Source organism: Micromonospora sp. L31 (genome assembly GCF_052068075.1).
GTDB classification, from domain to species: domain Bacteria; phylum Actinomycetota; class Actinomycetes; order Mycobacteriales; family Micromonosporaceae; genus Micromonospora; species Micromonospora purpureochromogenes.
In genome coordinates this window covers 88821-109566 of sequence record NZ_JBQHDC010000010.1, presented here as the reverse complement: position 1 = coordinate 109566, position 20746 = coordinate 88821, and the positions used below count along the sequence as shown (strand labels likewise).

The 20746-nt window shown below is 75.5% G+C and carries 23 protein-coding genes; 8 read left to right on the top strand and 15 right to left on the bottom strand.

The features are described 5' to 3' along the window. Positions 1–7 precede the first annotated feature (7 nt). Complete coding sequence (locus tag ACTMS9_RS24415; protein ID WP_441166113.1) at positions 8–2560, bottom strand: ATP-dependent Clp protease ATP-binding subunit; 2553 nt, start codon at positions 2558–2560, stop codon at positions 8–10. Positions 2561–2683: 123 nt separating this feature from the next. On the opposite strand from ACTMS9_RS24415, the gene ACTMS9_RS24410 reads away from it, so the two are divergent. From ACTMS9_RS24410 to ACTMS9_RS24390, 5 genes are all read left to right on the top strand, one after another. Then, positions 2684–3079 carry a hypothetical protein gene (locus tag ACTMS9_RS24410; RefSeq protein WP_280837595.1) on the top strand — a complete coding sequence of 132 codons (396 nt, stop codon included), beginning with the start codon at positions 2684–2686 and terminating at the stop codon, positions 3077–3079. Positions 3080–3303: 224 nt separating this feature from the next. Further along, positions 3304–3564: a hypothetical protein gene (locus ACTMS9_RS24405; RefSeq protein ID WP_441166112.1), complete on the top strand. Its 261-nt coding sequence runs from the start codon at positions 3304–3306 to the stop codon at positions 3562–3564. A gap of 10 nt (positions 3565–3574) precedes the next feature. After that, positions 3575–4492: a hypothetical protein gene (locus ACTMS9_RS24400; protein ID WP_441166111.1), complete on the top strand. Its 918-nt coding sequence runs from the start codon at positions 3575–3577 to the stop codon at positions 4490–4492. Next, entirely contained in the window at positions 4485–7169 is a 2685-nt protein-coding gene (locus ACTMS9_RS24395; protein ID WP_441166110.1) for an FtsK/SpoIIIE domain-containing protein, read from the top strand. The genes ACTMS9_RS24400 and ACTMS9_RS24395 overlap by 8 nt, the downstream gene beginning before the upstream one ends. Further along, positions 7166–7831: a hypothetical protein gene (locus tag ACTMS9_RS24390; protein WP_441148186.1), complete on the top strand. Its 666-nt coding sequence runs from the start codon at positions 7166–7168 to the stop codon at positions 7829–7831. Before ACTMS9_RS24395 ends, ACTMS9_RS24390 begins: the two co-directional genes overlap by 4 nt. A gap of 73 nt (positions 7832–7904) precedes the next feature. On the opposite strand, the gene ACTMS9_RS24385 is transcribed toward ACTMS9_RS24390, so the two are convergent. Beyond that, complete coding sequence (locus ACTMS9_RS24385; RefSeq protein ID WP_441148187.1) at positions 7905–9173, bottom strand: cupin domain-containing protein; 1269 nt, start codon at positions 9171–9173, stop codon at positions 7905–7907. 7 nt (positions 9174–9180) lie between these two features. Next, positions 9181–9471 carry a hypothetical protein gene (locus ACTMS9_RS24380; RefSeq protein ID WP_441148188.1) on the bottom strand — a complete coding sequence of 97 codons (291 nt, stop codon included), beginning with the start codon at positions 9469–9471 and terminating at the stop codon, positions 9181–9183. Between the two features lie 220 nt (positions 9472–9691). Between ACTMS9_RS24380 and ACTMS9_RS24375 the strand changes: the two genes are divergently transcribed. Both ACTMS9_RS24375 and ACTMS9_RS24370 read left to right on the top strand, forming a co-directional pair. Continuing rightward, positions 9692–10441 (top strand): PIG-L deacetylase family protein, encoded by a 750-nt coding sequence (locus ACTMS9_RS24375; protein ID WP_441148189.1) that lies wholly within the window; start codon positions 9692–9694, stop codon positions 10439–10441. Positions 10442–10450: 9 nt separating this feature from the next. Further along, complete coding sequence (locus tag ACTMS9_RS24370; protein WP_441166109.1) at positions 10451–11200, top strand: DUF72 domain-containing protein; 750 nt, start codon at positions 10451–10453, stop codon at positions 11198–11200. Positions 11201–11247: 47 nt separating this feature from the next. Here ACTMS9_RS24370 and ACTMS9_RS24365 read toward each other — a convergent pair whose 3' ends face one another. From ACTMS9_RS24365 to ACTMS9_RS24325, 9 genes are all read right to left on the bottom strand, one after another. Further along, positions 11248–11676, bottom strand: coding sequence for a DUF2267 domain-containing protein (locus tag ACTMS9_RS24365; protein WP_441148190.1), 429 nt, complete (start codon positions 11674–11676; stop codon positions 11248–11250). A gap of 307 nt (positions 11677–11983) precedes the next feature. Further along, the gene (locus ACTMS9_RS24360) at positions 11984–12859 is read right to left on the bottom strand and encodes a DUF72 domain-containing protein (RefSeq protein ID WP_441166108.1); all 876 of its coding nucleotides are present in this window, start codon (positions 12857–12859) and stop codon (positions 11984–11986) included. A gap of 51 nt (positions 12860–12910) precedes the next feature. Continuing rightward, a complete protein-coding gene (locus tag ACTMS9_RS24355) occupies positions 12911–13309 on the bottom strand; it encodes a TraR/DksA family transcriptional regulator (RefSeq protein WP_441148192.1) in 399 nt (132 codons plus the stop codon). A gap of 139 nt (positions 13310–13448) precedes the next feature. Continuing rightward, a complete protein-coding gene (locus ACTMS9_RS24350) occupies positions 13449–14144 on the bottom strand; it encodes a uridine kinase (protein ID WP_441166107.1) in 696 nt (231 codons plus the stop codon). 117 nt (positions 14145–14261) lie between these two features. Beyond that, on the bottom strand, positions 14262–14870 hold the full coding sequence (locus ACTMS9_RS24345) for a winged helix-turn-helix domain-containing protein (protein WP_210778335.1): 609 nt from the start codon (positions 14868–14870) through the stop codon (positions 14262–14264). Between the two features lie 279 nt (positions 14871–15149). Then, positions 15150–15746 carry a winged helix-turn-helix domain-containing protein gene (locus ACTMS9_RS24340; RefSeq protein ID WP_441166106.1) on the bottom strand — a complete coding sequence of 199 codons (597 nt, stop codon included), beginning with the start codon at positions 15744–15746 and terminating at the stop codon, positions 15150–15152. A 19-nt stretch (positions 15747–15765) separates the two neighbouring features. Then, positions 15766–16263 carry a rhodanese-like domain-containing protein gene (locus ACTMS9_RS24335; protein WP_441166105.1) on the bottom strand — a complete coding sequence of 166 codons (498 nt, stop codon included), beginning with the start codon at positions 16261–16263 and terminating at the stop codon, positions 15766–15768. Positions 16264–16316: 53 nt separating this feature from the next. After that, entirely contained in the window at positions 16317–16766 is a 450-nt protein-coding gene (locus ACTMS9_RS24330; protein WP_441148196.1) for a cysteine dioxygenase, read from the bottom strand. Positions 16767–16870: 104 nt separating this feature from the next. Further along, the gene (locus ACTMS9_RS24325; protein WP_441148197.1) at positions 16871–17245 is read right to left on the bottom strand and encodes a signal peptidase I; all 375 of its coding nucleotides are present in this window, start codon (positions 17243–17245) and stop codon (positions 16871–16873) included. A 233-nt stretch (positions 17246–17478) separates the two neighbouring features. Between ACTMS9_RS24325 and ACTMS9_RS24320 the strand changes: the two genes are divergently transcribed. Then, a complete protein-coding gene (locus ACTMS9_RS24320) occupies positions 17479–18423 on the top strand; it encodes a DUF3500 domain-containing protein (RefSeq protein WP_441148198.1) in 945 nt (314 codons plus the stop codon). A gap of 6 nt (positions 18424–18429) precedes the next feature. Here ACTMS9_RS24320 and ACTMS9_RS24315 read toward each other — a convergent pair whose 3' ends face one another. From ACTMS9_RS24315 to ACTMS9_RS24305, 3 genes are all read right to left on the bottom strand, one after another. Further along, on the bottom strand, positions 18430–19188 hold the full coding sequence (locus tag ACTMS9_RS24315; RefSeq protein WP_441166104.1) for a class I SAM-dependent methyltransferase: 759 nt from the start codon (positions 19186–19188) through the stop codon (positions 18430–18432). A 147-nt stretch (positions 19189–19335) separates the two neighbouring features. Next, entirely contained in the window at positions 19336–19842 is a 507-nt protein-coding gene (locus ACTMS9_RS24310) for a DUF2231 domain-containing protein (protein ID WP_441166103.1), read from the bottom strand. A gap of 76 nt (positions 19843–19918) precedes the next feature. Next, complete coding sequence (locus tag ACTMS9_RS24305) at positions 19919–20659, bottom strand: ANTAR domain-containing protein (RefSeq protein WP_441148201.1); 741 nt, start codon at positions 20657–20659, stop codon at positions 19919–19921. Positions 20660–20746: the final 87 nt, after the last annotated feature.

The window sequence follows — 20746 nt, the reverse complement described above, 5'->3', positions numbered from 1 at the left end:
CTCCGGGTCATCGCGGGTGGGACGTCGAGGCCGGGCTGTAGTCCCGCTCTCCCGCGGCCACGTCGAAGGTGAGCTGACCGTCGCGCGCGTCGACGGTGATCTTCTGCCCCGGCGACATCTGGTGCTCCAGCAGCATCCGGGACAGCCGGTTGTCGACCTCCCGCTGGATCACCCGGCGCAGCGGCCGGGCGCCGAACTCCGGCTGGTAGCCGTGCTCGGCGAGCCAGTCGACGCCGGCGGTGGTGAACTCGATCTGGACGTCCTGGGCGTGCAGCCGGCGGCGGGTCTCCTCCAGCAGCAGCTCGGTGATCTGCCGCAGCTGCTGGGCCTCGAGCCGGCGGAAGATGATCGTCTCGTCGATCCGGTTGAGGAACTCCGGGCGGAAGTTCTCCTGGAGGCGGCGCATCAGCCGCTCGCGCAGCTCGTCGCTCTCCTGGGTGCCGCCGGGCGCGCCGGCCTCGAAGCCCACCGCGCGGGTGGTGCCGGTGATCAGCTCCGAGCCCAGGTTGCTCGTCATGATCAGGACGGTGTTCTTGAAGTTCACCGTCCGGCCCTGGCTGTCGGTGAGCCGGCCGTCGTCGAGCACCTGGAGCAGGATGTTGAAGACGTCCGGGTGCGCCTTCTCGATCTCGTCGAGCAGCACCACCGCGTACGGGCGGCGGCGCACCGCCTCGGTGAGCTGGCCGGCCTCCTCGTACCCGACGTAGCCGGGGGGCGCCCCGACCAGCCGGGCGACGGTGTGCCGCTCCTGGAACTCGCTCATGTCGACCCGGACCATCCGGTCGGCCTCGCCGAAGAGCGCCTCCGCCAGGGCCCGGGCCAGCTCGGTCTTGCCGACGCCGGTGGGGCCGAGGAAGAGGAAGCTGCCCATCGGCCGGTTCGGGTCGGCCAACCCGGTACGCGAGCGGCGAACCGCCTCGGCCACCGCGGTGACCGCCTCGTCCTGGCCGACGACCTTCTCGTGCAGCTGCCCCTCCAGCCGCAGCAGCCGGTCCCGCTCCTCCTCGGTGAGCTGGCTGACCGGGATGCCGGTGGCGCGGGAGACCACCTCGGCGATCTCCTGCGGGCCGACCGAGGGGACGCGGCCGGTGCCCTCGTCGCCCCGGGCGCGGCGGATCTGCTCCTCGACCTCGGCGAGCCGGTCGCGCAGCGCGGAGGCCCGCTCGTACTGCTCGTCGGCGACCGCCTGTTCCTTGTCCCGGCGCACCTCGTCGAGCTGCTGCTCCAGCTCGCGCACGTCGGCGTCGGGGGTGCGGGTGCGCAGCCGTACCCGCGCGCCGGCCTGGTCGATCAGGTCGATCGCCTTGTCCGGCAGGAAGCGGTCGGTGACGTAGCGGTCGGCGAGTTCGGCGGCCGCGACCAGCGCCTCGTCGGTGAAGCGGACCTGGTGGTGCGCCTCGTACCGGTCGCGCAGGCCGCGCAGGATGGTGACGGTGTCCTCGACGCTGGGCTCGGGCACCAGGACCGGCTGGAAGCGGCGGGCCAGCGCGGCGTCCTTCTCGATGCTCTTGCGGTACTCGTCCAGCGTGGTCGCGCCGATCACCCGCAGCTCGCCGCGGGCCAGCGCCGGCTTGAGCATGTTGGACGCGTCCATGCCGCCCTCGCTGCCGGCGCCGCCCGCGCCGACCAGGGTGTGGATCTCGTCCAGGAAGATGATCAGCTCGTCCCGGTGCGCCCGGATCTCTTCGATGACCTTCTTCAGCCGTTCCTCGAAGTCGCCGCGGTAGCGGGTGCCGGCGACCAGGCCGGCGAGGTCGAGCTGCACCACCCGCTTGCCGAGCAGGGTCTGCGGCACGTCGCCGTCGCAGATCCGCTCGGCCAGCCCCTCCACGATCGCGGTCTTGCCGACGCCGGCCTCACCGATCAGCACCGGGTTGTTCTTGGTCCGCCGGGACAGAATCTCCACGGCCTGCTCGATCTCGTCGGCCCGCCCGATCACCGGGTCGATCTGGTCCATCCGGGCCAGCTCGGTGAGGTCCTGCCCGTACTGGTCGAGGGTCGGGGTGCCCCGGTCGGGCTTCGGCCCGCCCATCGGTCCGCGTTCCGCGCTGGCCGCCTGCAACGACTCGGGCTGGATCCGGCCGGCGGCGAGCATCCGGCCGGCGGGCGACTCCGGGTTGAGCGGCAGCGCCATCAGGATGTGCTCGGGGCCGATGTAGTTCGCCCCCATCGCCCGGGACAGCTGGTGGGCGTCGAGCAGCGCCCGCTTGGCGGCGGGGGTGAGCGACAGGTTCGTCGGCACCTCGCCCCCGGGCGCGCCGTCGCCCCGCCCGCCGAGGGCGTTGACCAGGGCGTCCGGGTCGGCGCCGGCCCGGCGTACCAGGTCGCGCAGCGGCTCGCGTTGCAGCGCCGCCCAGAGCAGGTGGTCGGTGTCCAGGTCGTTGCTGTGTTTCTGGGCGGCCCGCCGGGCCGCGTCGGCCAGCATCTCCCGGGCGTCGGCGGTCATCAGCCGGGTGATGTCGACCCGGTGGGCCGGTCGGCGTCCGCCCTCACCCCGGCCGAAGTACCGGGCCAGGAACTCGTCCCAGGGGTCGGAGCCGTAGTCACCGGGTCCCATCATCTCTGTCCTCCGCAGTCGGGGCGCGGCACGGTCGCCGAGGGCGACACCGCGGGCGCGGCACGGTCGCCGGTGGCTACCCGGCGGCCGGCGCGACAAACGCCAGGGGATGGCAGGGTGGGGGGCATGGACTCCCGCCCGCTGCTGATCGTCGACGGCGCCAACGTGGTCGGTTCCCGCCCGGACGGCTGGTGGCGGGACCGGGCCGGGGCGGCGGCCCGGTTGCGCGACGCCCTGGCGCCGCTGGCCGACCGGGGGCTGCCGCCGGAGCTGCCGCCGCCGGTGGAGGTGGTGCTGGTGGTGGAGGGCGCGGCGCGGGAGGTGCCCGGGGTGGTCGGGGTGCACACGGTGCCGGCGCCCGGTTCCGGTGACGACGCCATCGTGGCGCTGGTGCGCGACGCGCCGGACCGGCGCCGGTTGGTGGTCACCTCCGACCGGGAGCTGCGCGACCGGGTGGCGGCCCTCGGCGCGGAGCTGCACGGCCCGCGCTGGCTGCGCGAGCACACCCACCCGACCACCTGATCCGCCGGCCCGCCCCCGTGAGCAGGGAGTTCGCGCGGCGGTCGGACGGTCCCGTCAGCGGGACCGGGGGATCCCCTGGTGGGACCGGACGGTCCGGCGGCGGGCGCTTTCCCGCAGGTCACGGGGGTAACCGGACACCAGGGCGGGAACGGCGACAAGGGCGGATGTTCGCTACCCACGGGTATGCGTTGTAATGGACGTCTCCCCGCCCCCAGGAGGTCACCGTGGCGAGCGTCGCCGAGCTGAAGGCAGCCATCGAGGTCGCCCTCCAACAGATCGGTGACGGGCAGACAGCCGTGCAGGCGGCCGGTGAGAAGCTCTCCGAGGCGCAGCAGACCCTGGCCGGGGCGCTGGAGGGCAGCGGGCACGAGACGGTGGAGAGCGCGCAGGCCTCGCTGACCCAGGCCGGCCAGGAGCTGGAGGAGTGCCTCGCCGCGACCCTCGCCGCGGTCGAGCAGGCGCAGCTCTACGTCTCGACGCTCTGAGCGGGCGGCCGTGTCCATCATCGAGGACGTCGGGGCGCAGGTGCGCGCCGCCGCCGAGGAGCTGCCGCTGGCGCCGCTGGCCCAGGCCCTGGAGAAGTTCGGGCAGGCCACCGAGCGGCTGCGCTGGGTCCGGCAGGAGTCGGCCAACCCGATGGGGGTGCCGGAGCTCTCCGCGGCCACCGAGCACGCCGAAGCCGCCGGGCACGCGCTGCGGGTGGCCCAGGAGCAGCTGTCGGCGTACCTGGCCGCGATCGGGCTGGCCCCCGACGGCGCGCCGCCCGCGGCGCCGGCCCGCCGCGAGCCGAGGCACGACGCGCCCCGCGCGGACGCCGCGCCGCCGAGCGGTCCCGCACCGCAGCCATCGGCCGACCCGACGGTCAAGCGCTGGTGGTCGGTGCGGGTGGCGGAGCTGACCGGAGGCCGGGAGGGCCCGCCGGACGAGCCGGACGAGCGAATCGCCGACTCCCGGGAGCTGCTGCGCCGGGTGGTCACCGGGGTCCGCTCCGGCGACCGGGACCGGCTGCACCGGGAGCTGCGCACGGCGCACGCCGACGTCGGCCTCGGGCTGGCCGCGGTGGCCCCGCCGCTGCTGCGCGACCTGGCCGGGGAACTGCTCGGGCACCCGCCGCGCGCCGACGACCTGGGCCGGCTGCGGCGCGAGCTGGACGGCCGGGTCCGCGACCTGCTCCCCGGGCTGCCGCCGCCGGTGCTGGACACCCTGCTCACCCGGGTCTGCCGGATGCCCCCGCCCCGCGCCGGCGAGCAGCCGCACGCCGCCGACCCGGCGGTCACCGCCGGGGTGGTGACCGGCGTGCTGCTGGCCCGGCTCGGTCGGGACCTGCCCCGCGACGAGCCCGACGCCCGCCGGGCGCCGGCCGCCGCCGCGCCGGTCGCCGGGCGCCGGCCCGACGGTGGGCACCGTGGCTGACCTGCGCAGCCAACTGGCCACGCGGGTACGGGGGATGCTCTCCGAGGCCCTCGGCGCGACGCGTACCCGGTTGGCCGGCGCCGAGACGGAGCTGACCGCCGCCCGCGAACGGCTGGTCCGGGTGCGGCGGGCGGCCGCGGCGGTGCCGCAGCGGGTCGGCGCGGAACGCGACCGCCGGCTGGCCGAGATCGACGACCGGCACGCGGCGCGGATCGCCGAGCTGGCCCGCCGGGCCGCCGCCGCCGCGCTGCGGGAGGCGCCGGGCGCGGCGTCCGCGTCGTGGACGGCCTGGCGGGCGGCCCCGGCCGGGCGCGGCGAGCCGGTCGGTCCGGTACGCGTCGGCACGCTGCGCATCGCCGGGGCGGAACCGGTCCCGGCGCTGGTCCCGCTGCTGGACGCCGGCCACGTGCACCTGTCCGGTGGCGACCGGGACGGCGCCGACGCGGTGGTCGGCGCGCTGCTGCTGCGCGGGGTCGGTCGGGCCGACCCGGGCGCGGTGCGGCTGTACGGCTACGACCCGGAGCACCTGGGCGGCGGGTTGGCCGGCTTCGCCCCGCTGGGCACCGCCGGGCTGCTCACCTTCGTCGGTCCGGGCGGGCTCGGCCGGCTGCTCGACGACCTGGTGGAGCAGATCCGCCGGATCAACGAGACGGTGCTGGCCGGCGAGTACGCCTCGCTGCGCGAGCTGGCCGCGGCGACCGGTCGCCGGCCGGAGCCGTGGCGGGTGGCGGTGCTGCTCGGCGGGGACGAGCTGTCCCGGCACGAACGCGGCCAGCTGGACCGGGTGGTCCGCACCGGGGCGGCCTGCGGGGTGCACCTGGTGGTCCGGGGCATCCCGCTGCCGGAGGACCCGACGGTCACCCGGGTCGTCGCCGAGCCGGGCGACGCCCGCGTCGGCGCCCCGCCCGGCCTGCCGGTACGCCTCGACCCGCCGCCGCCCGCCACGCTGGTCACCGAGACCTGCCGGGAGATCGCCTCCCGGGTCAACGCCGGCCCGCCCCCGACGCCCTTCACCGACCTGCTGCCCCCGCCGGAGCAGATGTGGAAGGAGGACTCGGCGCACGGGCTGACCGCGCCGATCGGCGAGGGCCCGCACGGGCGACCGGTGCTGCTGACCCTGGGCGACTACCCGCCGCACGCGCTGATCGGCGGCCCCTCCGGCACCGGCAAGACCAACCTGATCTTCGCCTGGATCGGCGCGCTCGCCGCCCGCTACTCCCCCGCCGAGCTGGAGTTCTATCTGCTCGACTTCAAGGAGGGGGTGTCCTTCGCCCGGTTCGCCCAGGGCCGGCGCGACCCGAGCTGGTTGCCGCACATGCGGCTGGTCGGGATCAACGTCAACACCGACCGGGAGTTCGGCCTGGCCCTGCTGCGGTTCCTCGCCGAGGAGCTGCGCCGGCGGGCCGACGCCGCCAAGAAGCACGAGGTCACCAAGCTGGCCGAGCTGCGGTCGGTGGACCCGACCGGCCACTGGCCGCGGATCGTGGCGGTGGTCGACGAGTTCCAGGCGCTGCTGGCCGGGCGGGACGTGGTGGCCCGGGAGGCCGCCGACCTGCTGGAGGACCTGGCCCGGCGGGGCCGGTCGCAGGGCATCCACCTGGTGCTCGCCTCGCAGGACGTGCGGGGCATCGAGGCGCTCTGGGGGCGGCCCGCGCTGGTCGCGCAGTTCACCCTGCGGATCGCGCTGCCCAAGGCGCTGCGCATCCTGGCCGAGCGCAACGATGCGGCGCAGGCGCTGCCCCGGCACCACGCGGTGGTCAACGCCGAGTCCGGGATGACCGAGGGCAACCAGGTGGCCCGGATCCCGTCGGCCAGCGACTGGGAGACCTGGAGCGAACTGCAGCACCGGCTGTGGCGGATGCGGCCGCAGGACGCCGCGCCGGCGCGGCTCTTCGACGGCGACGCCGTCCCCCGGCTGGTCGACGCGCCCGACTACCGTGCGCTGACCCCGCAGGGCGACACCCCGCCGCCCCGGGGTCCGGTCGCCCTGCTCGGCGAGATCATCGACGTGCAGGCCCGCTCGGCGGCGCTGCGGCTGCCCCGCGCCCCCGGGCGCAACCTGGCGGTGCTGGGCACCCGGGTGGACGAGGCGTGCGCGGTGCTCGACGCCGCCGCCCGGTCGCTGGCCCGCCAGCACCGCCCGGGTACCGCCCGGTTCTCCATCGCCTGCCTCGACCCGGACGCCGACCCGGCCGCCCGCGCCCTCTACGAGGACCTGGCCGACGACGCGGCCTGGTACGACGAGGAGACGGTGCCGGAGCTGATGGCCGAGACGGCCGAGGCGCTGGGCCGGCCGGGCACCCCGAGCACCCCGCACTACCTGCTGCTGTTCGCCGTGGACGCGGCGGCCGGACGGCTGGCTGCGCCCGCCGGCGGGCGCAGCGGGCTGGAGCAGCTGCGCCGGATCCTGCACGACGGGCCGGAGCGGCGTACCCACGTGCTGGCCTGGTGGCGCGGGATCGCCCGGATGCGGGTGGACCTCGGCGGCCCGGCCGCCCGCACCGACCAGATCGGGGCCTGGGTCGCCCTCGACGTGCAGGGCGCGGAGCTGGGTTCCTCGCTCTACCCCGGCACCGGCGGCCCGGACTGGTACCCCCGTCCGTGGCGCGGGCTCTTCTTCGACCGGGCGGTGCACCGCACCGGACAGGTGATCATCCCTTATGGTCCGTCGCGATGAACGAACCGGTCGCCAGTGACACGTACGCCGCCCACGTCCGCCGACTGGCCGAGCTGACCGGCCGGGTCCGGGCCCAGCGGGCCGAGGCGCAGGCCTGGCACGACCAGCAGTGCGCCGCCGCCGAACGGGCGGTGGCCGAGGCGACCGCGCAACTCCGCCGGGCCGAGGCGGAGGTGACCGAGGCCCGGTCCATGGTGGAGCGGGTCGACGCCGAGGTCGGGCACCTCTGGGCGGAGCTGCGGGGCCGGCTGGGACTGGGCGGGCGGCGGCTCGGCCCGGCGCCGGGGCCGGCCCGGGACGCGGCCGGTGACCCGGTGTCGTCGCTGCGCGGGGTGCGGGAGCTGCTGGACCGCGCCGGGCAGCCGGGTGAGCTGCCCGCGTCGGTGAACCCGCTGCTGGCGCTCTGCGGGGTGGCGGGAGCGCTGGTGGCGTACGGCCTCGGGGTGGGCGCCCGCGCGCTCGGCCACCGCTACGGCGGTGACCTGGCGGTGGGGATGCCGGTGCTGGCCCTGGTCGTGACGCTGCTCGGACCGCTGGCCGGCCTGGCGCCGGCGAAGCGGCTGGCCGACCGGCGGCACGCCCTGCTGGGGCCGCGGCCGATGGCGATCGTGCTGGTCGCCGGGGTGGCGACCACGGTGGCCCTGCTGGTGTCGACCCGCTGAACCCGGCGGTCCGGCGGGACCGGGCGGCGGGCCGCCCGGTCGGCTCGGTGGACCCGCCGAGGCGCAGCGGCTGTCAGGCGGGGACCGCGACGGCCTCGCGCAGCAGCCGGCGGGCCAGCACCAGCCGGTCGGCGTCGTCGTCCAGGCCGGGCAGGTCGCCCACCCGGGTGACGGTGTCGGTGAGCAGGGTGCGCACCGCCGGCTCGCAGGTGCCGGGCAGGGTGATGGTCCGGTCGGGCAGCCGCAGCGCCACCCGGTGGTCGTCGGTGGCGGTGAGCTGCCAGCGCAACCCGGCCCGCGGGGCGATTCGACTGTCGGCGTCGAGCGCGGCGAGCGCGGCGGCCTGGGCGAGGGGCCGGATCGGGGCCGGCCGGGCGGCGGGCCAGGCGCGCTGCCGCAGCCGGGCGGCGACCGCCGCCGGGTCGACGCGCAGCAGCCAGTCCCGCAGCGCCTCCACGGTCTCGGTCAGCTCGGGCTCGACGGCGTCGGGGTCGGCGACGTCGGTGCCGAAGGGCAGCCCGGCACGCAGCCGGGGGTCCTCGGCGGCCAGGGTGAGCAGTTCCTCCACCATGGCGTACCGGGTCAGCGCACGGATGCCGACGGTCAGGTGCAGCGAGCTGGACTCCTGCGCCTGCGCGCTGTGCAGCCAGCCACGCGGCAGGTAGAGCGCGTCGCCGGGGGCGAGCACCACGTCCAGCGCGGCGGGACCGTCGGCGGTGGCGGCGACCTCGTCGGCCCGCCCGCCCCAGGGCTGCTGCTCCAGCGGGTCAGGCAGCACCGGCGGGTGGATGCGCCAGTGCTTGCGACCGTCGACCTGGAGCACGAAGACGTCGTGGGTGTCGTAGTGGGTGGCGAAGCCCTGGCTGCCGGCCGGAGTCAGGTAGGCATTGACCTGCAACGGCTGGGAGAGCGCCGCGCCGAGGTCGCGGGCGAAGTCGACCAGGGCGGGCCAGGTGCGGTGCAGTCCCTGGAGCACCAGCGTGGCGCCGGATGCGTACAGCTCCAGCACCTTCTCGTCGAGGACCTGGTCGGTGATCTCGGCGCCGGCGCCGCCGCCGCCGGTGTAGCGCGCCGCCGGCACGAGCTGGCCGTCCTTGGCCACCCGCAGGAACGGGGTACGCAGACCCCGGCGGCTGAGCAGCTCGTCGGCGTCGGCGGGGCTGAGCAGGTCGGTGAAGCCGTCGGGGTTGGGCAGCTCGTCGGCGCGGGAGAGCAGCGGGGCCCGTCCCCAGTGGGCGGCGGCGAACTTCGCCGGCTCCACGCTGACGCAGCGCGCCAGGGCCTCGGCGGCGGACGGAACCGCCGGGCGGCGGTGACCGCCCGGCGGGTCGATGATCGTCATGAGCTGGTCAGCGCGCGCCGCCGTCGGCGCCGCCGTCCTGCTGGCCCGGGGTCGCGCCGCCGTCGGCCGGACCCTCGGCACCACCGTCGGCGCCACCGTCCTGCTGGCCGGGGGTGGCGCCACCGTCGGCCGGACCCTCGGCACCCCGGTCGGCGCCCTGGTCGGCGCCGCGCTCCGCACCACGGTCCGCGCCGCCGTCGGCGCCGCCGTCCTGCTGACCCGGAGTCGCGCCACCGTCGGCCGGGCCCTCGAGGCCGCCGCCGCTGGTGGTCTGCATGTCGTCGTCGTTGAGTGCCATGGGTGCTCCCTCGGGTGTGCCGCCCCGCCACAGGCGGGGTCCGTCGTGCAGCGGGTGGTACCCCACGCGCGATCTTCTCTAACCACACCGTAGACGGCGGGACCCGGCGAGCGGGACACTTCGCCCGGCCCGCCGGGGCTCATCGGCGCGCCGCGAACCGGGCGCGGCGGCGACGGCGGTGCCAGGATGGGGGGACGGCCCGTCCGGCAGGGAGGTCACCATGGGGCAGCCGCAGCCCGCACCGCTGACGCCGCTGGCCGAGGACTGGCAGCGCGCCCTGGCCGTGGTGGCCCACCCCGACGACCTGGAGTTCGGCGCGGCCGCCGCCGTCGCCCGGTGGACCGGGCAGGGCAAGGAGGTCGTCTACTGCCTGGTCACCAGCGGCGAGGCCGGCATCGACGGGACCACCCCGGAGCGGGCCCGGGTGGTCCGCGAGGAGGAACAGCGGGCCTCGGCCGCCGTGGTCGGGGTGACCACGGTGGAGTTCCTCGGCCAGCCGGACGGGCTGCTGGAGTACGGCGTGCCGCTGCGCCGGGCGATCGCCGAGGTGATCCGGCGGTACCGCCCCGACGTGGTGATCACCAACAACTTCCGCGACACCTGGGACGGGGCGTACGCGCTCAACCAGGCCGACCACATCGCGACCGGGCGGGCCGTGCTCGACGCGGCCCGCGACGCCGGCAACCGGTGGATCTTCCCGGAGCAGCTGGCCGGCGGCGTGGCGCCGTGGAACCGGGTCCGGGAGGTGTGGGCCGCCGCCTCGCCGCTGTCCCGGCACGGGGTGGACGTCACCGCCACCTTCGACGCGGGGCTGGCCTCGCTGCGCGCGCACGACGCCTACCTGCGGGGCCTCGGCGACGGCGGGTTCGACCCGGCGGAGTTCCTGGAGAGCATCAGCCGCCCGGTCGGCACCCGGCTCGGGGTCCGCTACGGCGCCGCGTTCGAGGTTTTCCCGCTGGGCCTGCACTAGGCGGAAGCGATGATCCTGGTCGGCACCTCCGGATGGCAGTACCGCGACTGGCGGGAGCGCTTCTACCCGCCGAAGCTGCCCCAGCGGCTCTGGCTGGAGCACTTCACCACCCGGTTCGCCACCGTCGAGGTGAACAACGCCTTCTACCGGCTGCCCGAGCGGGACACCTTCGCCGCTTGGCGGGCGCGTACCCCGGACGACTTCTGCGTGGCGGTGAAGATGAGCCGTTACCTGACCCACATCAAACGGCTGCGCGACCCGGCCGAGCCGGTCGCCCGGTTCCTGGGCCGGGCCACCGCGCTTGGCGACCGGCTCGGGCCGGTGCTGGTGCAGCTCCCGCCGAACCTGCCCGCCGATGCGGAGGCGCTGGACGCCACCCTGCGCCTCTTCCCGACCGAGGTGCGGGTGGCCGTGGAACCCCGGCACCCGTCCTGGTGGACGGCGCCGGTGCGGCAGGTGCTGGAACGCCGGCGGGCCGCGCTGGTCTGGGCGGACCGGCGGGGCCGGCCGGTGACCCCGCTGTGGCGCACCACGGACTTCGGCTACCTGCGGCTGCACGAGGGCCGCGCCCAACCCTGGCCGCGCTACGGACGGGCCGCGCTCGCCTCCTGGGTACGCCGCCTCGCCGAGGTCTTCGACGACGCCGAGCCGGCGTACGTCTACTTCAACAACGACCCGGGCGGGGCCGCCGTGGTCGACGCGATGGCCTTCGCGAGGCTGGCCCGGCGGGCGGGCCGGCCGGTCAGCCGGACGCAGTGAAGCGGCCCGCCCCACCGGACGGGCGGGACGGGCCATGGGTCATCCGGTCACGGCATCATCCGTTGCAGGTCACTGGGCATGTTGTCCTTCACGTCGTCCCACTGGCCCTGGGTCACGTGCCGGCTCAGGGCGTCCAGCACCACCTGCACCACGCGCTCGGTGCCGCCCTCGACGTCGTACGGAAAGTGCCGCCGGACCTCGAGGAGGAAGTCGTCCCGATTGAGCTTGATCGGCACGTCCATCGGCTTCCAGCCGTCGAAGTAGATCCCGCGGACCAGCACCGGCAACTGCGCGGCGAACTCCACGCTCTCCTGCACCGGCATCCGGTCGCGCAGCAGGTGCAGAACAGTGCGCAGCGCGCAGTAGGACTGGTTGCGTTGCTCCTTGGGCCAACCGTACGCCTGTTCGATGTCCTTGAGCATCAGGTTCGTCTTCTCCAAAGAGGACTCGAACGCCGCTTGCAGCTGCTCAGCCATCTGTCCACCCCCGTGCGTCGTCTTCCCATCGTCGGTCGTCGGTGCGGCGCGGCGGCCCGCTCGGCCCCCGCCACAGCCGGGTCGGCCTGATCCGACCGGGTCGCTCGCGGGCGTTGCCGTCGGCCCTTCCGACCACGTGCAGCACCCCGCCACGTCGTCTGTCCGTCACGACGCGAACCGCCATGGGCCACCTCCGTCGCTGTCGGCCTCACGGTTCCGTCGGTCGACGGACCGCAGACACCGCCCATGCTTGGCGTCGATCGGGTGAGCCGGCGTCACCCCGCCCGGGTGAACTCCGGCGACCGCGTCAGCCGGCGGCGTCGAGCAGGCCGGCCAGGGTGGCGGCGTTGGTCTGGGCAAAATCGCGGTAACAATTGTTCATCAGTACGTGGGTCTGCCCGGCCGAGTCGGCCAGCTCGCGCAGCTTCGGCGCCCAGTCCCGCAACTCCCGGTCGGAGTAGTGGTAGCCGAACTTCTCGTGGATGTCCTTGCTGGTCCACTTGTCGCTGTGCCCGTGGAAGCGCACCACCGCGAGGTCCGCGGTGGCGGCCAGCACCGGCGGTACCGAGGAGCGGTGGCCCTGCGGCATGTCCACGCAGACGTACGGCAACCGGTGCTTGCGCAGGAAGGCGACCGTCTCGTCGGCGTTGGCGCCGTCGAACCAGGAGGCGTGCCGGAACTCGAAGACCCCCCGCAGCGGGCGGCAGCGCCGCTCCACCTCCAGCAGGTACTCCTTGTTCTCCCGCTTGATGGTGAACCAGGGCGGGAACTGGAACAGCACCGCGCCGAGCTTGCCGGCCGCCACCAGCGGGTCCAGCGCGGACAGGAACCGGGTCCACACCTCCTCGTACGCCTGCGCGGGCAGGTCGTCCGGGTAGAGGTTCTTCTTCTCCGTCTCCGGGCGCAGGTCCTTGTAGAGCGCGGACACCTTCGTCGGGTGCCCGGTCAGCAGGCTGAACGCCTTGACGTTGAAGGTGAACCCCGCCGGGGTGCGCTCGGCCCACAGCCGGGCGGTCCGCTCGGCCGGCGGCGAGTAGTAGGTGGCGTCCACCTCGACCAGCGGAAAGCGCCGGGCGTAGTACGCCAGGCGCTTCTCCGGGGTGTCCGCGGTCTGCGGATACCACCCCGACTCCAGCAGGGTCCGGTCGGTCCAGGACGCGGTGCCCACCTTGATGTCACCCATGGAAGGAGTCCACCGCGCCCGGACCTGACCGGCAACCGCGACGCCCGCCGCTCAGGCGGCCCGCCGCTCCCGCGTCTGCTTGCAGGCCACACAGGAGGTGGCCGACGGGAAGATCTCCAGGCGCTCGACCGGGATCGGCGCCGAGCAGCCCTCGCAGAAGCCGTAGGTGCCCTGGTCCAGGCGGGTCAGCGCGTGCTCGAACTGGGCGCGACGATCGAGGATCGTGCGCAGCAGCGACTGCGCGGTGTCCCGTTCGGCGGTCTTGGTGCCGCTGTCGGCCTGGTCGTCGCCGGCGGTGTCGCCGACCTCCACGAGCCGCAGCACCTGGCTCTGCGCGACGGCCTGCTCGTACTCCGCGGACAGCTCGTCGTAGCGGGCCTGCAGGGAGAGTCGGATCTGGTCGATCTCCGCCTGGGATCGGCCCGTACCGACGGTGTCGTGGACGAGCATCGCTGCCTGCCTTTCGTGGGGCTCCGGCCGGCTCGGCCGGTCGCCCGGATACGGTCCGCACGGGCGAGATCACCCGTGCTCTGTGAGCCGGGCGAATACCCACCTCCGCAGTGGATCAAACCGACGAGTTTTTCCGGCCTCAGTCGACCGGTTCGTCCGGCTCGACGAGAGCCGGGTGCCGCGGGTCGTCGGCCCGGACCACCACGTCGGCGAAGGAGGCCGGGTCGACCTCGTCGGCGTACCGGGCGAAGGCGGGCAGGGTCCAGCGCAGCTCCGGGTCGGTGCGCCGGGCCAGGGCGGCCGGCGAGAGCGCCAGGTGCACGGCGACGTCGAAGGGCAGCCCGCCGCCGAGCAGCAGCGCCCCGCTGACCAGCAGCACCGCGCCGGGCGGCAGCGGGACGTACGCGGCCCGGCTGGCCCGGTCGGTCGCCGGGTCCCAGAGGGAGGGCAGCACCCGCCCGGAGCCGCCCGGGCCGGCGGGGTCGAGCACCTCGCGGCGCAGCCCGGGCTCGTCGGTCCAGCTCTCGTAGTACGCGTCCGGGTTGGTCCGACCCAGCTCGAAGCGGATCGAGGCGGGCCGCAGGAAGTTCTCGGCGCGCACGTGCAGCACCGGACGGCCGAGCGCGCGCAGCGGGTCGACCAGCGCCTCAGCGAGGCGCTGCGGCGCGGCGGCCGGCGGGCCGTCGACGGCGACCCGCAGTCGGCCGGGCCGGTCGGCCGGAGCGTCGGGGCCGCCACCGGTCGCGGCCGGGAGGCCCGGCTCGGTGGCGGCGGCGAGGAGCCGCTCGGTCAGCTCGGCGACGAGCCGCTCGGGCGAGATGGGTCGGACGCGCATCCGACCATGGTGCCCCGGCCGGTCGGCCGGCGCGGTCGATGGTCACCCGGCCGGGTCGGCCGGTGCGGTCGATGGCGCCCGTCGGCCAGCCGATGCGGTCGATGGCGCGCCGGTCGGTCAGCCGGTGCGGTCGATGGTGACCCGGGCGTCGTCGGCGAGCCGGTAGCCGACCCCGTAGACGGTGGTCACCAGGGGGACGTCCACGCCGACCTTGCCGCGCAGCCGGCGCACGTGCACGTCGACGGTGCGGACCCCGGCGTGCTCGTAGCCCCAGACCGCGTTGAGCAGCTGCAACCGGGTGAAGACCCGGCGCGGGTGGGCCACCAGGTGCAGCAGCAGGTCGAACTCCAGCCGGGTCAGCGGCAGTGGCTCGCCGTCGCGCAGCACGGACCGGGAGGAGGCCAGGATGTGCAAGGCCGGGATGGTCGGCGCGAGCGACCGGGCCGGGGACCGGCCGCCGGGCAGCGGCTCGGGCCGCCGCTCGGCGGGGACACCGTTGGTGATGATGGTGCCCTCGCCGCGTTCCAACATCTCGCGGGCGGCCTCGAGCAGCCGGCGGGCCGGCGGGGTCAACGACTCCTCACACGCCAACGGGATGGACAGTGTCACGGTGAGCACGGGTGCGGCCGTGTTCGCCGGGCGGCGCTGGCCGCCGGGGGGACGACCGGGAACCGCAGGTTGGGACGTATGCCATCCGGCGCGCGACGAGGCGGGGCTGACCGACATGGTCCTCCTTGGCTGGTCCGGGTAAACCCACGGCCCGGGACGCCGCTTCATCGATGCTTCCCGGCCCCTGAGCGAGGGTCAAGGGGCGGCCACGTTGCATGAATGTGACAATTGACGAACACATCGCAGCCGAACCCTCGCTCTGCGTACGAGCCAGATGATTACAGCAGAGTCGCCGGGGCGGTCGGATACGGGGGGTACCCGCTCGTTTCACATTGGCCGGTCCGGCCCGACGCACCACGGCGGACGGTCCCCCGGGCCCGCCGCGCCGGCGCCCGGTCAGCGGAACCGGTCGACCCGGACCCGGGCCTCGTCGGCCAGCCGGTAGCCGACGCCGTACACGGTGGTCACCAGCGGGGTGTCCGCGCCGAGCTTGGCGCGCAACCGGCGCACGTGCACGTCCACGGTCCGGGCCACCGCGTGCTCGTAGCCCCAGACGCTGCCCAGCAGCTGGAGCCGGGTGAAGACCCGGTGCGGGTGCTCGGCGAGGAAGAGCAGCAGGTCGAACTCGATCCGGGTGAGCGGGATCTCCCGGTCGCCCTGCCGGACCACCCGGGAGCCGGCCAGGATCCGCAGCGTGTCCGGGTGCTCGTCGGCGGGGGCCGGCGCGGGCACGGCCGTGACCGCCCGCACCGGCACCGGTTCGGCCAGCCGGACCACGCCCTCCCCCGCCTCGGCCAGCTCGCCGAGCAGGTCCACCAGGCGGGCCAGCCGGGGCGTCAGCGGCGCGGCGGCCAGGTCGAGGGTGATGGTCAGCGTCGGGGCGGACCGGGGCCGGGGCGGCCCGGGCCGGTCGGAGCGGCCCGGCGGGTGCGGGCGCGAGGTGATGGCGACGACGGACATCGGTGCCTCCTGAGATGACGGGTCGTCCGCCACGCCCGGTGGAGCGTGGCGGTCAGCGCGGCGCCCGGCCGGCGGTCACCGGGGGCGCGGTGGCCGGGGAGCCGGCCGGCGGGGTCGGGCCGAGCGCGGGCAGGCCGGCGATGCGCCAGGCGACGAAACCGCCGACCACGTCGGTGGCCCGGTGCAGGCCGAGATCCTGCAACGCGGCGGCGGCCAGCGAGGACGTGTAGCCCTCCTGACAGATCACGACGACCGGCAGGTGGTAGCCGACCGCCTGGGGCAGCCGGGCCGGGCAGCGCGGGTCGAGCCGCCACTCCAGCACGTTGCGCTCGATGGCCAACGCGCCCGGCACGGTGCCGTGCGCGGCCCGCTGGGCGGCCGGCCGGATGTCGACCAGCAGGGCCCCGGCACGGTACGCCAGGTGCGCCGCCTCGGGGTCGAGCCGGCGCAGCCGGGCGCGGGCGGCGGCGAGGATCTCGTCGATGCCCCGGGATCCCGGTGGTGGCACCGGCGGGCTGTCGGTACTCGGGTGGTGGTGCTGGTGCGACATCCTCGCGGTCCTTCCAGGAACGAGCCGGCGGGTGGGTGTGGGGGCGGCGGGGGTCACCAGGCGACGCCGGCCTCGGCCACGTCGGCGACCCGCAGCCGGCCGGCGTCGAGCCGGTAGCGGGTCATCCGGCGCAGCGCGGGCCGGTAGACGTGGACGCTGACCGCGGGCTGGTGGGCGCGGTTGGTCACCACGTGCACGTGCCGCGGGCCGAACCGTCGCCCGGCCCCGGCGGCCAGGCGGTGCGGGCGCAGCCGTGCACCGGACACCGTCTCCTCGGTGAGTTCACCGGCGACGACCAGGAACGCTCCCGAGGAGCCGCCGTGGTCGTGCAGGTCGGTGCCCTGGCCGGGGAGCCAGCTCAGCGCCCAGACCTCGTGCGTGTCGGTGCCGGCGAGCCGGGCGTACCAGCGCTCGACCGGGTCGAAGCGCAGCGGCACCGGCCAGCGGGCCGGGTCGGCGTACGAGGCGGCGACGGCGAGCAGGTCGGTGTGCGGGTCGGTCATGGCGGTCTCCCGTGGTGATGCGTCCGGCCACCACTATAGGAGTCAAAGCCTATAGGTTTAGTAGGTAATACCGGATGCTGGGACGGCAACCGGAATGCCGGGGATCAGCGCGAGACCGGCGGGTCCACCCGGTAGCCCGGCACCGAGGGCCAGCGCACGGTCAGCACCACCGACGCCTGCTCGGCGTACCAGCAGTGGTCCACGCCGCGGCCCCACACCACGTAGTCGCCCGGCGTGCCCAGCACCACCGTCCGGTCCGGGAACTCCACCCGGAAGCGGCCGCTCACCAGGACCAGCAACGCGATCCGCCGCTCCTGGCTGGCCCACCGCGAGCGGGCCTCCCCCGGCGGGTGCACGCCCCACTTCACCTCGACCTCGGCACTGTGCCGAGGGTCGCCGACGGGCATGAAGTGCCCGAGCAGCCAACCGGCGTTCGTGGCACCGTCCACACCCGCGTTGCCGACGTACACGTCGTCCATGACCCTCCCGTCGTGGGCTGGCAAGCTACCAGTCCGCCGAACGCGGCGGCCGACTAGCCTGGACGGGTGACGACGACCTCGACGTCGAGACGCTGGCCTTCGCCCATCGGATGTTCGACCTGGCCCGCGCCGGTGAGACCGAGGAGCTCATCGGCCACGTCGACGTCGGCCCGCCGGTGAACATGACCAACGACCAGGGCGACACCCTGCTCAACTCCCGCTGAGGCGGCACCATGGACGATCCCGTACCGGAGCGGATGCGCACGGCGGCCGGCGCGCTGCTGGCCACGCTCGACGAGCCGGCCCGCGCCGCCGCCGGGCACGCCTTCGACGACGAGGGCCGGCGGTGGCTGGAGTACCGGCCCCGGCCCCGCCCCGGGGTGTGCCTGGCCGACCTGGACCGCGCCGGGCGCAAGGCGGCGCACCGGCTGCTGGCCACCGCGCTGAGCCCACCGGCGTACGCCCAGGCGATGACCGTGGTGGCGCTGGAGGAGGTGCTGGACCGGGCCGAGGAGTGGCGACGCGGCCGGCACAGCGGCGACTACTGGGTGGCGCTCTACGGCGACCCGGCCCGCGACGACCGCTGGGCGTGGCGGTTCGAGGGGCACCACCTGTCGGTGAGCATGACGGTGGTCGACGACGAGGTCTCCCCCGCCCCGCTCTTCCTCGGCGCCAACCCGGCCACCGTCCGGCACGCCGGGCGGCCCGTCTCCCGCCCGCTCGGCATCGAGGAGGACCTCGGCCGGGAGCTGCTGGAGGCGATCGGGTCGGCCGGGCGGGCCGCCGCGATCATCGCCGACGAGGCTCCGGCGGACATCGTGAGCGCCACCCGGCCGTCGGTCGACGGGCCGCTCACCCCGCTGGGCGTGCCCGGCGACCGGCTCGGTGTCACCGGCCGCGCCCTGCTCGACCAGCTGGTGGCGCTCTACCTGGACCGGCTCCCCGCCGAGCTGGCGGTCCGCGAGGCGGACCGGCTCGCCGGCGGCGTGCTGCACTTCGCCTGGGCCGGGTCGACCCGACCGGGTGGGCGGCACTACTACCGGGTGCAGGGCGACAACTTGTTGATCGAGTACGACAACACCACCGAGGACGGCAACCACGCGCACACGGTGCTGCGCCGCCCGGCCGGCGACTTCGGCGCCGACGTGCTCGCCGCCCACCACGCCCGCGCCCACTGACGCCGCTCAGGCCGGCCGGACCGCCTCGATCAGGAACCGGCGGGCGTGGGCGACGAAGGCCCCCTCCGCGCGGATCCGCCGGTCCAGCGCGGCGAGCTGCGGCCGGTGCCGGTCCACGTCGAAGCCCGGCGCCGTCCAGACGACCTTGCGCAGGAACCAGACCACCGCGCCGACGTCGTGGAAGACCGCCCGCAGGGTGGCCTGTTCGAGGCGGACCACGGACAGGCCCGCGGCCCGGGCGGCGGCCACGGCCCGCTCCGGCTGCCGGCTGGTCGGGGGCGGCAGCGGGCCGAGGATCGCCTCGCTCAACTCCCGCATCGTGCCCGGGCCGATCTGCTGGGACAGGTACGCCCCACCGGGGCGCAGCACCCGGGCGATCTCGGTCCATTCGGTGGCGACCGGGTGCCGGCTGGTGACGAGGTCGAAGGAGGCGTCCCGGAACGGCAGCCCGGACGCCGGGCCGACCTGGACGACGGTGGCGCCGACCCGGCGCAGCGTACGCCGGGCGACCGCGATGTTGGGCGGCCAGGCCTCGGTGGCGACCAGCAGCGGCGGCGGGGCCGGCGCCTCGGCCAGCACCTCTCCCCCGCCGGTGTCCACGTCCAGGGCGGCGGAGGCCGCCGCCAGCCGGGCCGCCACCAGCCGGGCGTAGCCCCACGGCGGGCGTTCCTCGGTGGCCCGGCCGTCGAGCCAGGAGAAGTCCCAGCCGTGCACGGGCGCGGCCGCCGCCTCGGCGACCAGTTCGGCGAAGGCGGGCTGTGCCATCCGGCCACCCTGCCGGGCCAGAGGGGTGACCGACAACCGGATTCCGCCGGCCGCGTCGACCCCGGATCGGGGAGAAGGCCGCCCTGGGGGGGGACACCGCCACGTCGCCGACGTGGGCCGGCGGGCGGTCCGGCGCGAGCGGCGGGGTCAGGCGCGGGGGCGGATGATCTCCACGGTGGCGCCGGCGGCCGGCACGCCCTCCAAGGCCTCGAAGCCGCTCGGCTCCCGGCGGTCGGCGTCGAACTGGCGCATCAGGCGGGCACCCAGCCGGACCCCGACCGCGCCCACGGCCAGGGCGACCAACTCGGTGATCACCAGGACCGCGGTGGCGCCGCGCTGCGGCGCGTCGGCCCGGATCAGGCAGGCGAGCAGGAACAGCGCGGCCATGCCGGCGTTGGCCAGGTTGAAGGTGACCATGGTGCGGCGGGTCCGGCCGGCCCGGACGTCCCACAGGTCGACCATGCCGGCGACCCCGGCGAGCCCGGCGGCGACCAGGGCGGCGACCGCCGTCCAGTAGCCCACCTCGCCGAGGAAGGCCGGCCCGCCGGCCACGTCGGCGAGGTCGAAGAGGACCGCGCTGACGAAGAGCCCGAACGGGAACGTCACCAGCATCGGTTGGATCGGATGCCCCTGCACCCGCAGCCGGCTCTCCATCGGTTCCTCCCCAGATTTCGTGTCAGCTCACGAAACCAGGGTGCTACCCGGGCACCAGTCCGGCGAAACGGCGCGCTCAACCTTCCCGGGGACGCGACACCGTGGCGACCAGCCGCTCGGCGACCTCGCGCAGCGGGATGTCCAGCGAGGACGCGGCGTTGCGCAGCACGTCGAGGGCCTCCGGCGCGGGGCACCCGCGCTGGGTCATGATCACCCCGACCGCCTGGCCGACGACGCCCTCCCCCAGCAGCGATTCGTCCAGCTCACCGGCCCGCTCGGCCTGCTTGACCCGGTCACGCACGGCAGCCAGCAGCAGGCCCGCGTGCTCGGCGAGCAGCATCGCGGTGAGCTGGTGCCGGGTGGTGAACGTGCCGGCGGAGTCGGTGTAGAGGTTGATCACCCCGATCGCCTGCTCGTCGACGTCGACCGGCGCGGAGATCACCCCGCGCACCCCGAGGCCCCGCGCCCGGGCCGTCCAGCCCGGCCAACGCTCCTCGACGGCGAGATCCTGCGCGACGGTCATCTCCCGGCGCCCGATGGCGCTCATCGCCGGCGACTCCGGGCCGTGCCGCAGGTCGTCCAGCTCCGCCAGGCCGGGGTCGGAGGCGGCCACCCCGGCGGGCTCCCCGGCGCGCAGCGCGGTGAAGCCGCACCAGGTCACGTCCGGTACGGCGTCCCGGGCGATCCGCACCAGCCGGGCCAGCGCCTCGTCGAAGTCGTCGGCCGCGATCAGGCCGGCGGTCAGCTCGCGCAGCAGGCCGGCGGTCTCCAGCACGCCGAGGGTGTCGATCGTCGGCTCTCGCATGTCCAGGTTCACCGGCGCACGGCCCCCGCGCGTCGACCGACCCCGTCGACCGGCCCCATTGCCTGTCCCATCGTGTGATCTCCCCTGACTCATGAGCCC

Coding starts and splice junctions, on each gene's coding strand:
- ACTMS9_RS24415 (WP_441166113.1), bottom strand. CDS start 2,560: ATGATGGGACCCGGTGACTACGGCTCCGACCCCTGGGACGAGTTCCTG.
- ACTMS9_RS24410 (WP_280837595.1), top strand. CDS start 2,684: ATGGACTCCCGCCCGCTGCTGATCGTCGACGGCGCCAACGTGGTCGGT.
- ACTMS9_RS24390 (WP_441148186.1), top strand. CDS start 7,166: ATGAACGAACCGGTCGCCAGTGACACGTACGCCGCCCACGTCCGCCGA.
- ACTMS9_RS24385 (WP_441148187.1), bottom strand. CDS start 9,173: ATGACGATCATCGACCCGCCGGGCGGTCACCGCCGCCCGGCGGTTCCG.
- ACTMS9_RS24380 (WP_441148188.1), bottom strand. CDS start 9,471: ATGGCACTCAACGACGACGACATGCAGACCACCAGCGGCGGCGGCCTC.
- ACTMS9_RS24375 (WP_441148189.1), top strand. CDS start 9,692: ATGGGGCAGCCGCAGCCCGCACCGCTGACGCCGCTGGCCGAGGACTGG.
- ACTMS9_RS24370 (WP_441166109.1), top strand. CDS start 10,451: ATGATCCTGGTCGGCACCTCCGGATGGCAGTACCGCGACTGGCGGGAG.
- ACTMS9_RS24365 (WP_441148190.1), bottom strand. CDS start 11,676: ATGGCTGAGCAGCTGCAAGCGGCGTTCGAGTCCTCTTTGGAGAAGACG.
- ACTMS9_RS24360 (WP_441166108.1), bottom strand. CDS start 12,859: ATGGGTGACATCAAGGTGGGCACCGCGTCCTGGACCGACCGGACCCTG.
- ACTMS9_RS24355 (WP_441148192.1), bottom strand. CDS start 13,309: ATGCTCGTCCACGACACCGTCGGTACGGGCCGATCCCAGGCGGAGATC.
- ACTMS9_RS24350 (WP_441166107.1), bottom strand. CDS start 14,144: ATGCGCGTCCGACCCATCTCGCCCGAGCGGCTCGTCGCCGAGCTGACC.
- ACTMS9_RS24345 (WP_210778335.1), bottom strand. CDS start 14,870: ATGTCGGTCAGCCCCGCCTCGTCGCGCGCCGGATGGCATACGTCCCAA.
- ACTMS9_RS24335 (WP_441166105.1), bottom strand. CDS start 16,263: ATGTCGCACCAGCACCACCACCCGAGTACCGACAGCCCGCCGGTGCCA.
- ACTMS9_RS24330 (WP_441148196.1), bottom strand. CDS start 16,766: ATGACCGACCCGCACACCGACCTGCTCGCCGTCGCCGCCTCGTACGCC.
- ACTMS9_RS24325 (WP_441148197.1), bottom strand. CDS start 17,245: ATGGACGACGTGTACGTCGGCAACGCGGGTGTGGACGGTGCCACGAAC.
- ACTMS9_RS24320 (WP_441148198.1), top strand. CDS start 17,479: ATGGACGATCCCGTACCGGAGCGGATGCGCACGGCGGCCGGCGCGCTG.
- ACTMS9_RS24315 (WP_441166104.1), bottom strand. CDS start 19,188: ATGGCACAGCCCGCCTTCGCCGAACTGGTCGCCGAGGCGGCGGCCGCG.
- ACTMS9_RS24310 (WP_441166103.1), bottom strand. CDS start 19,842: ATGGAGAGCCGGCTGCGGGTGCAGGGGCATCCGATCCAACCGATGCTG.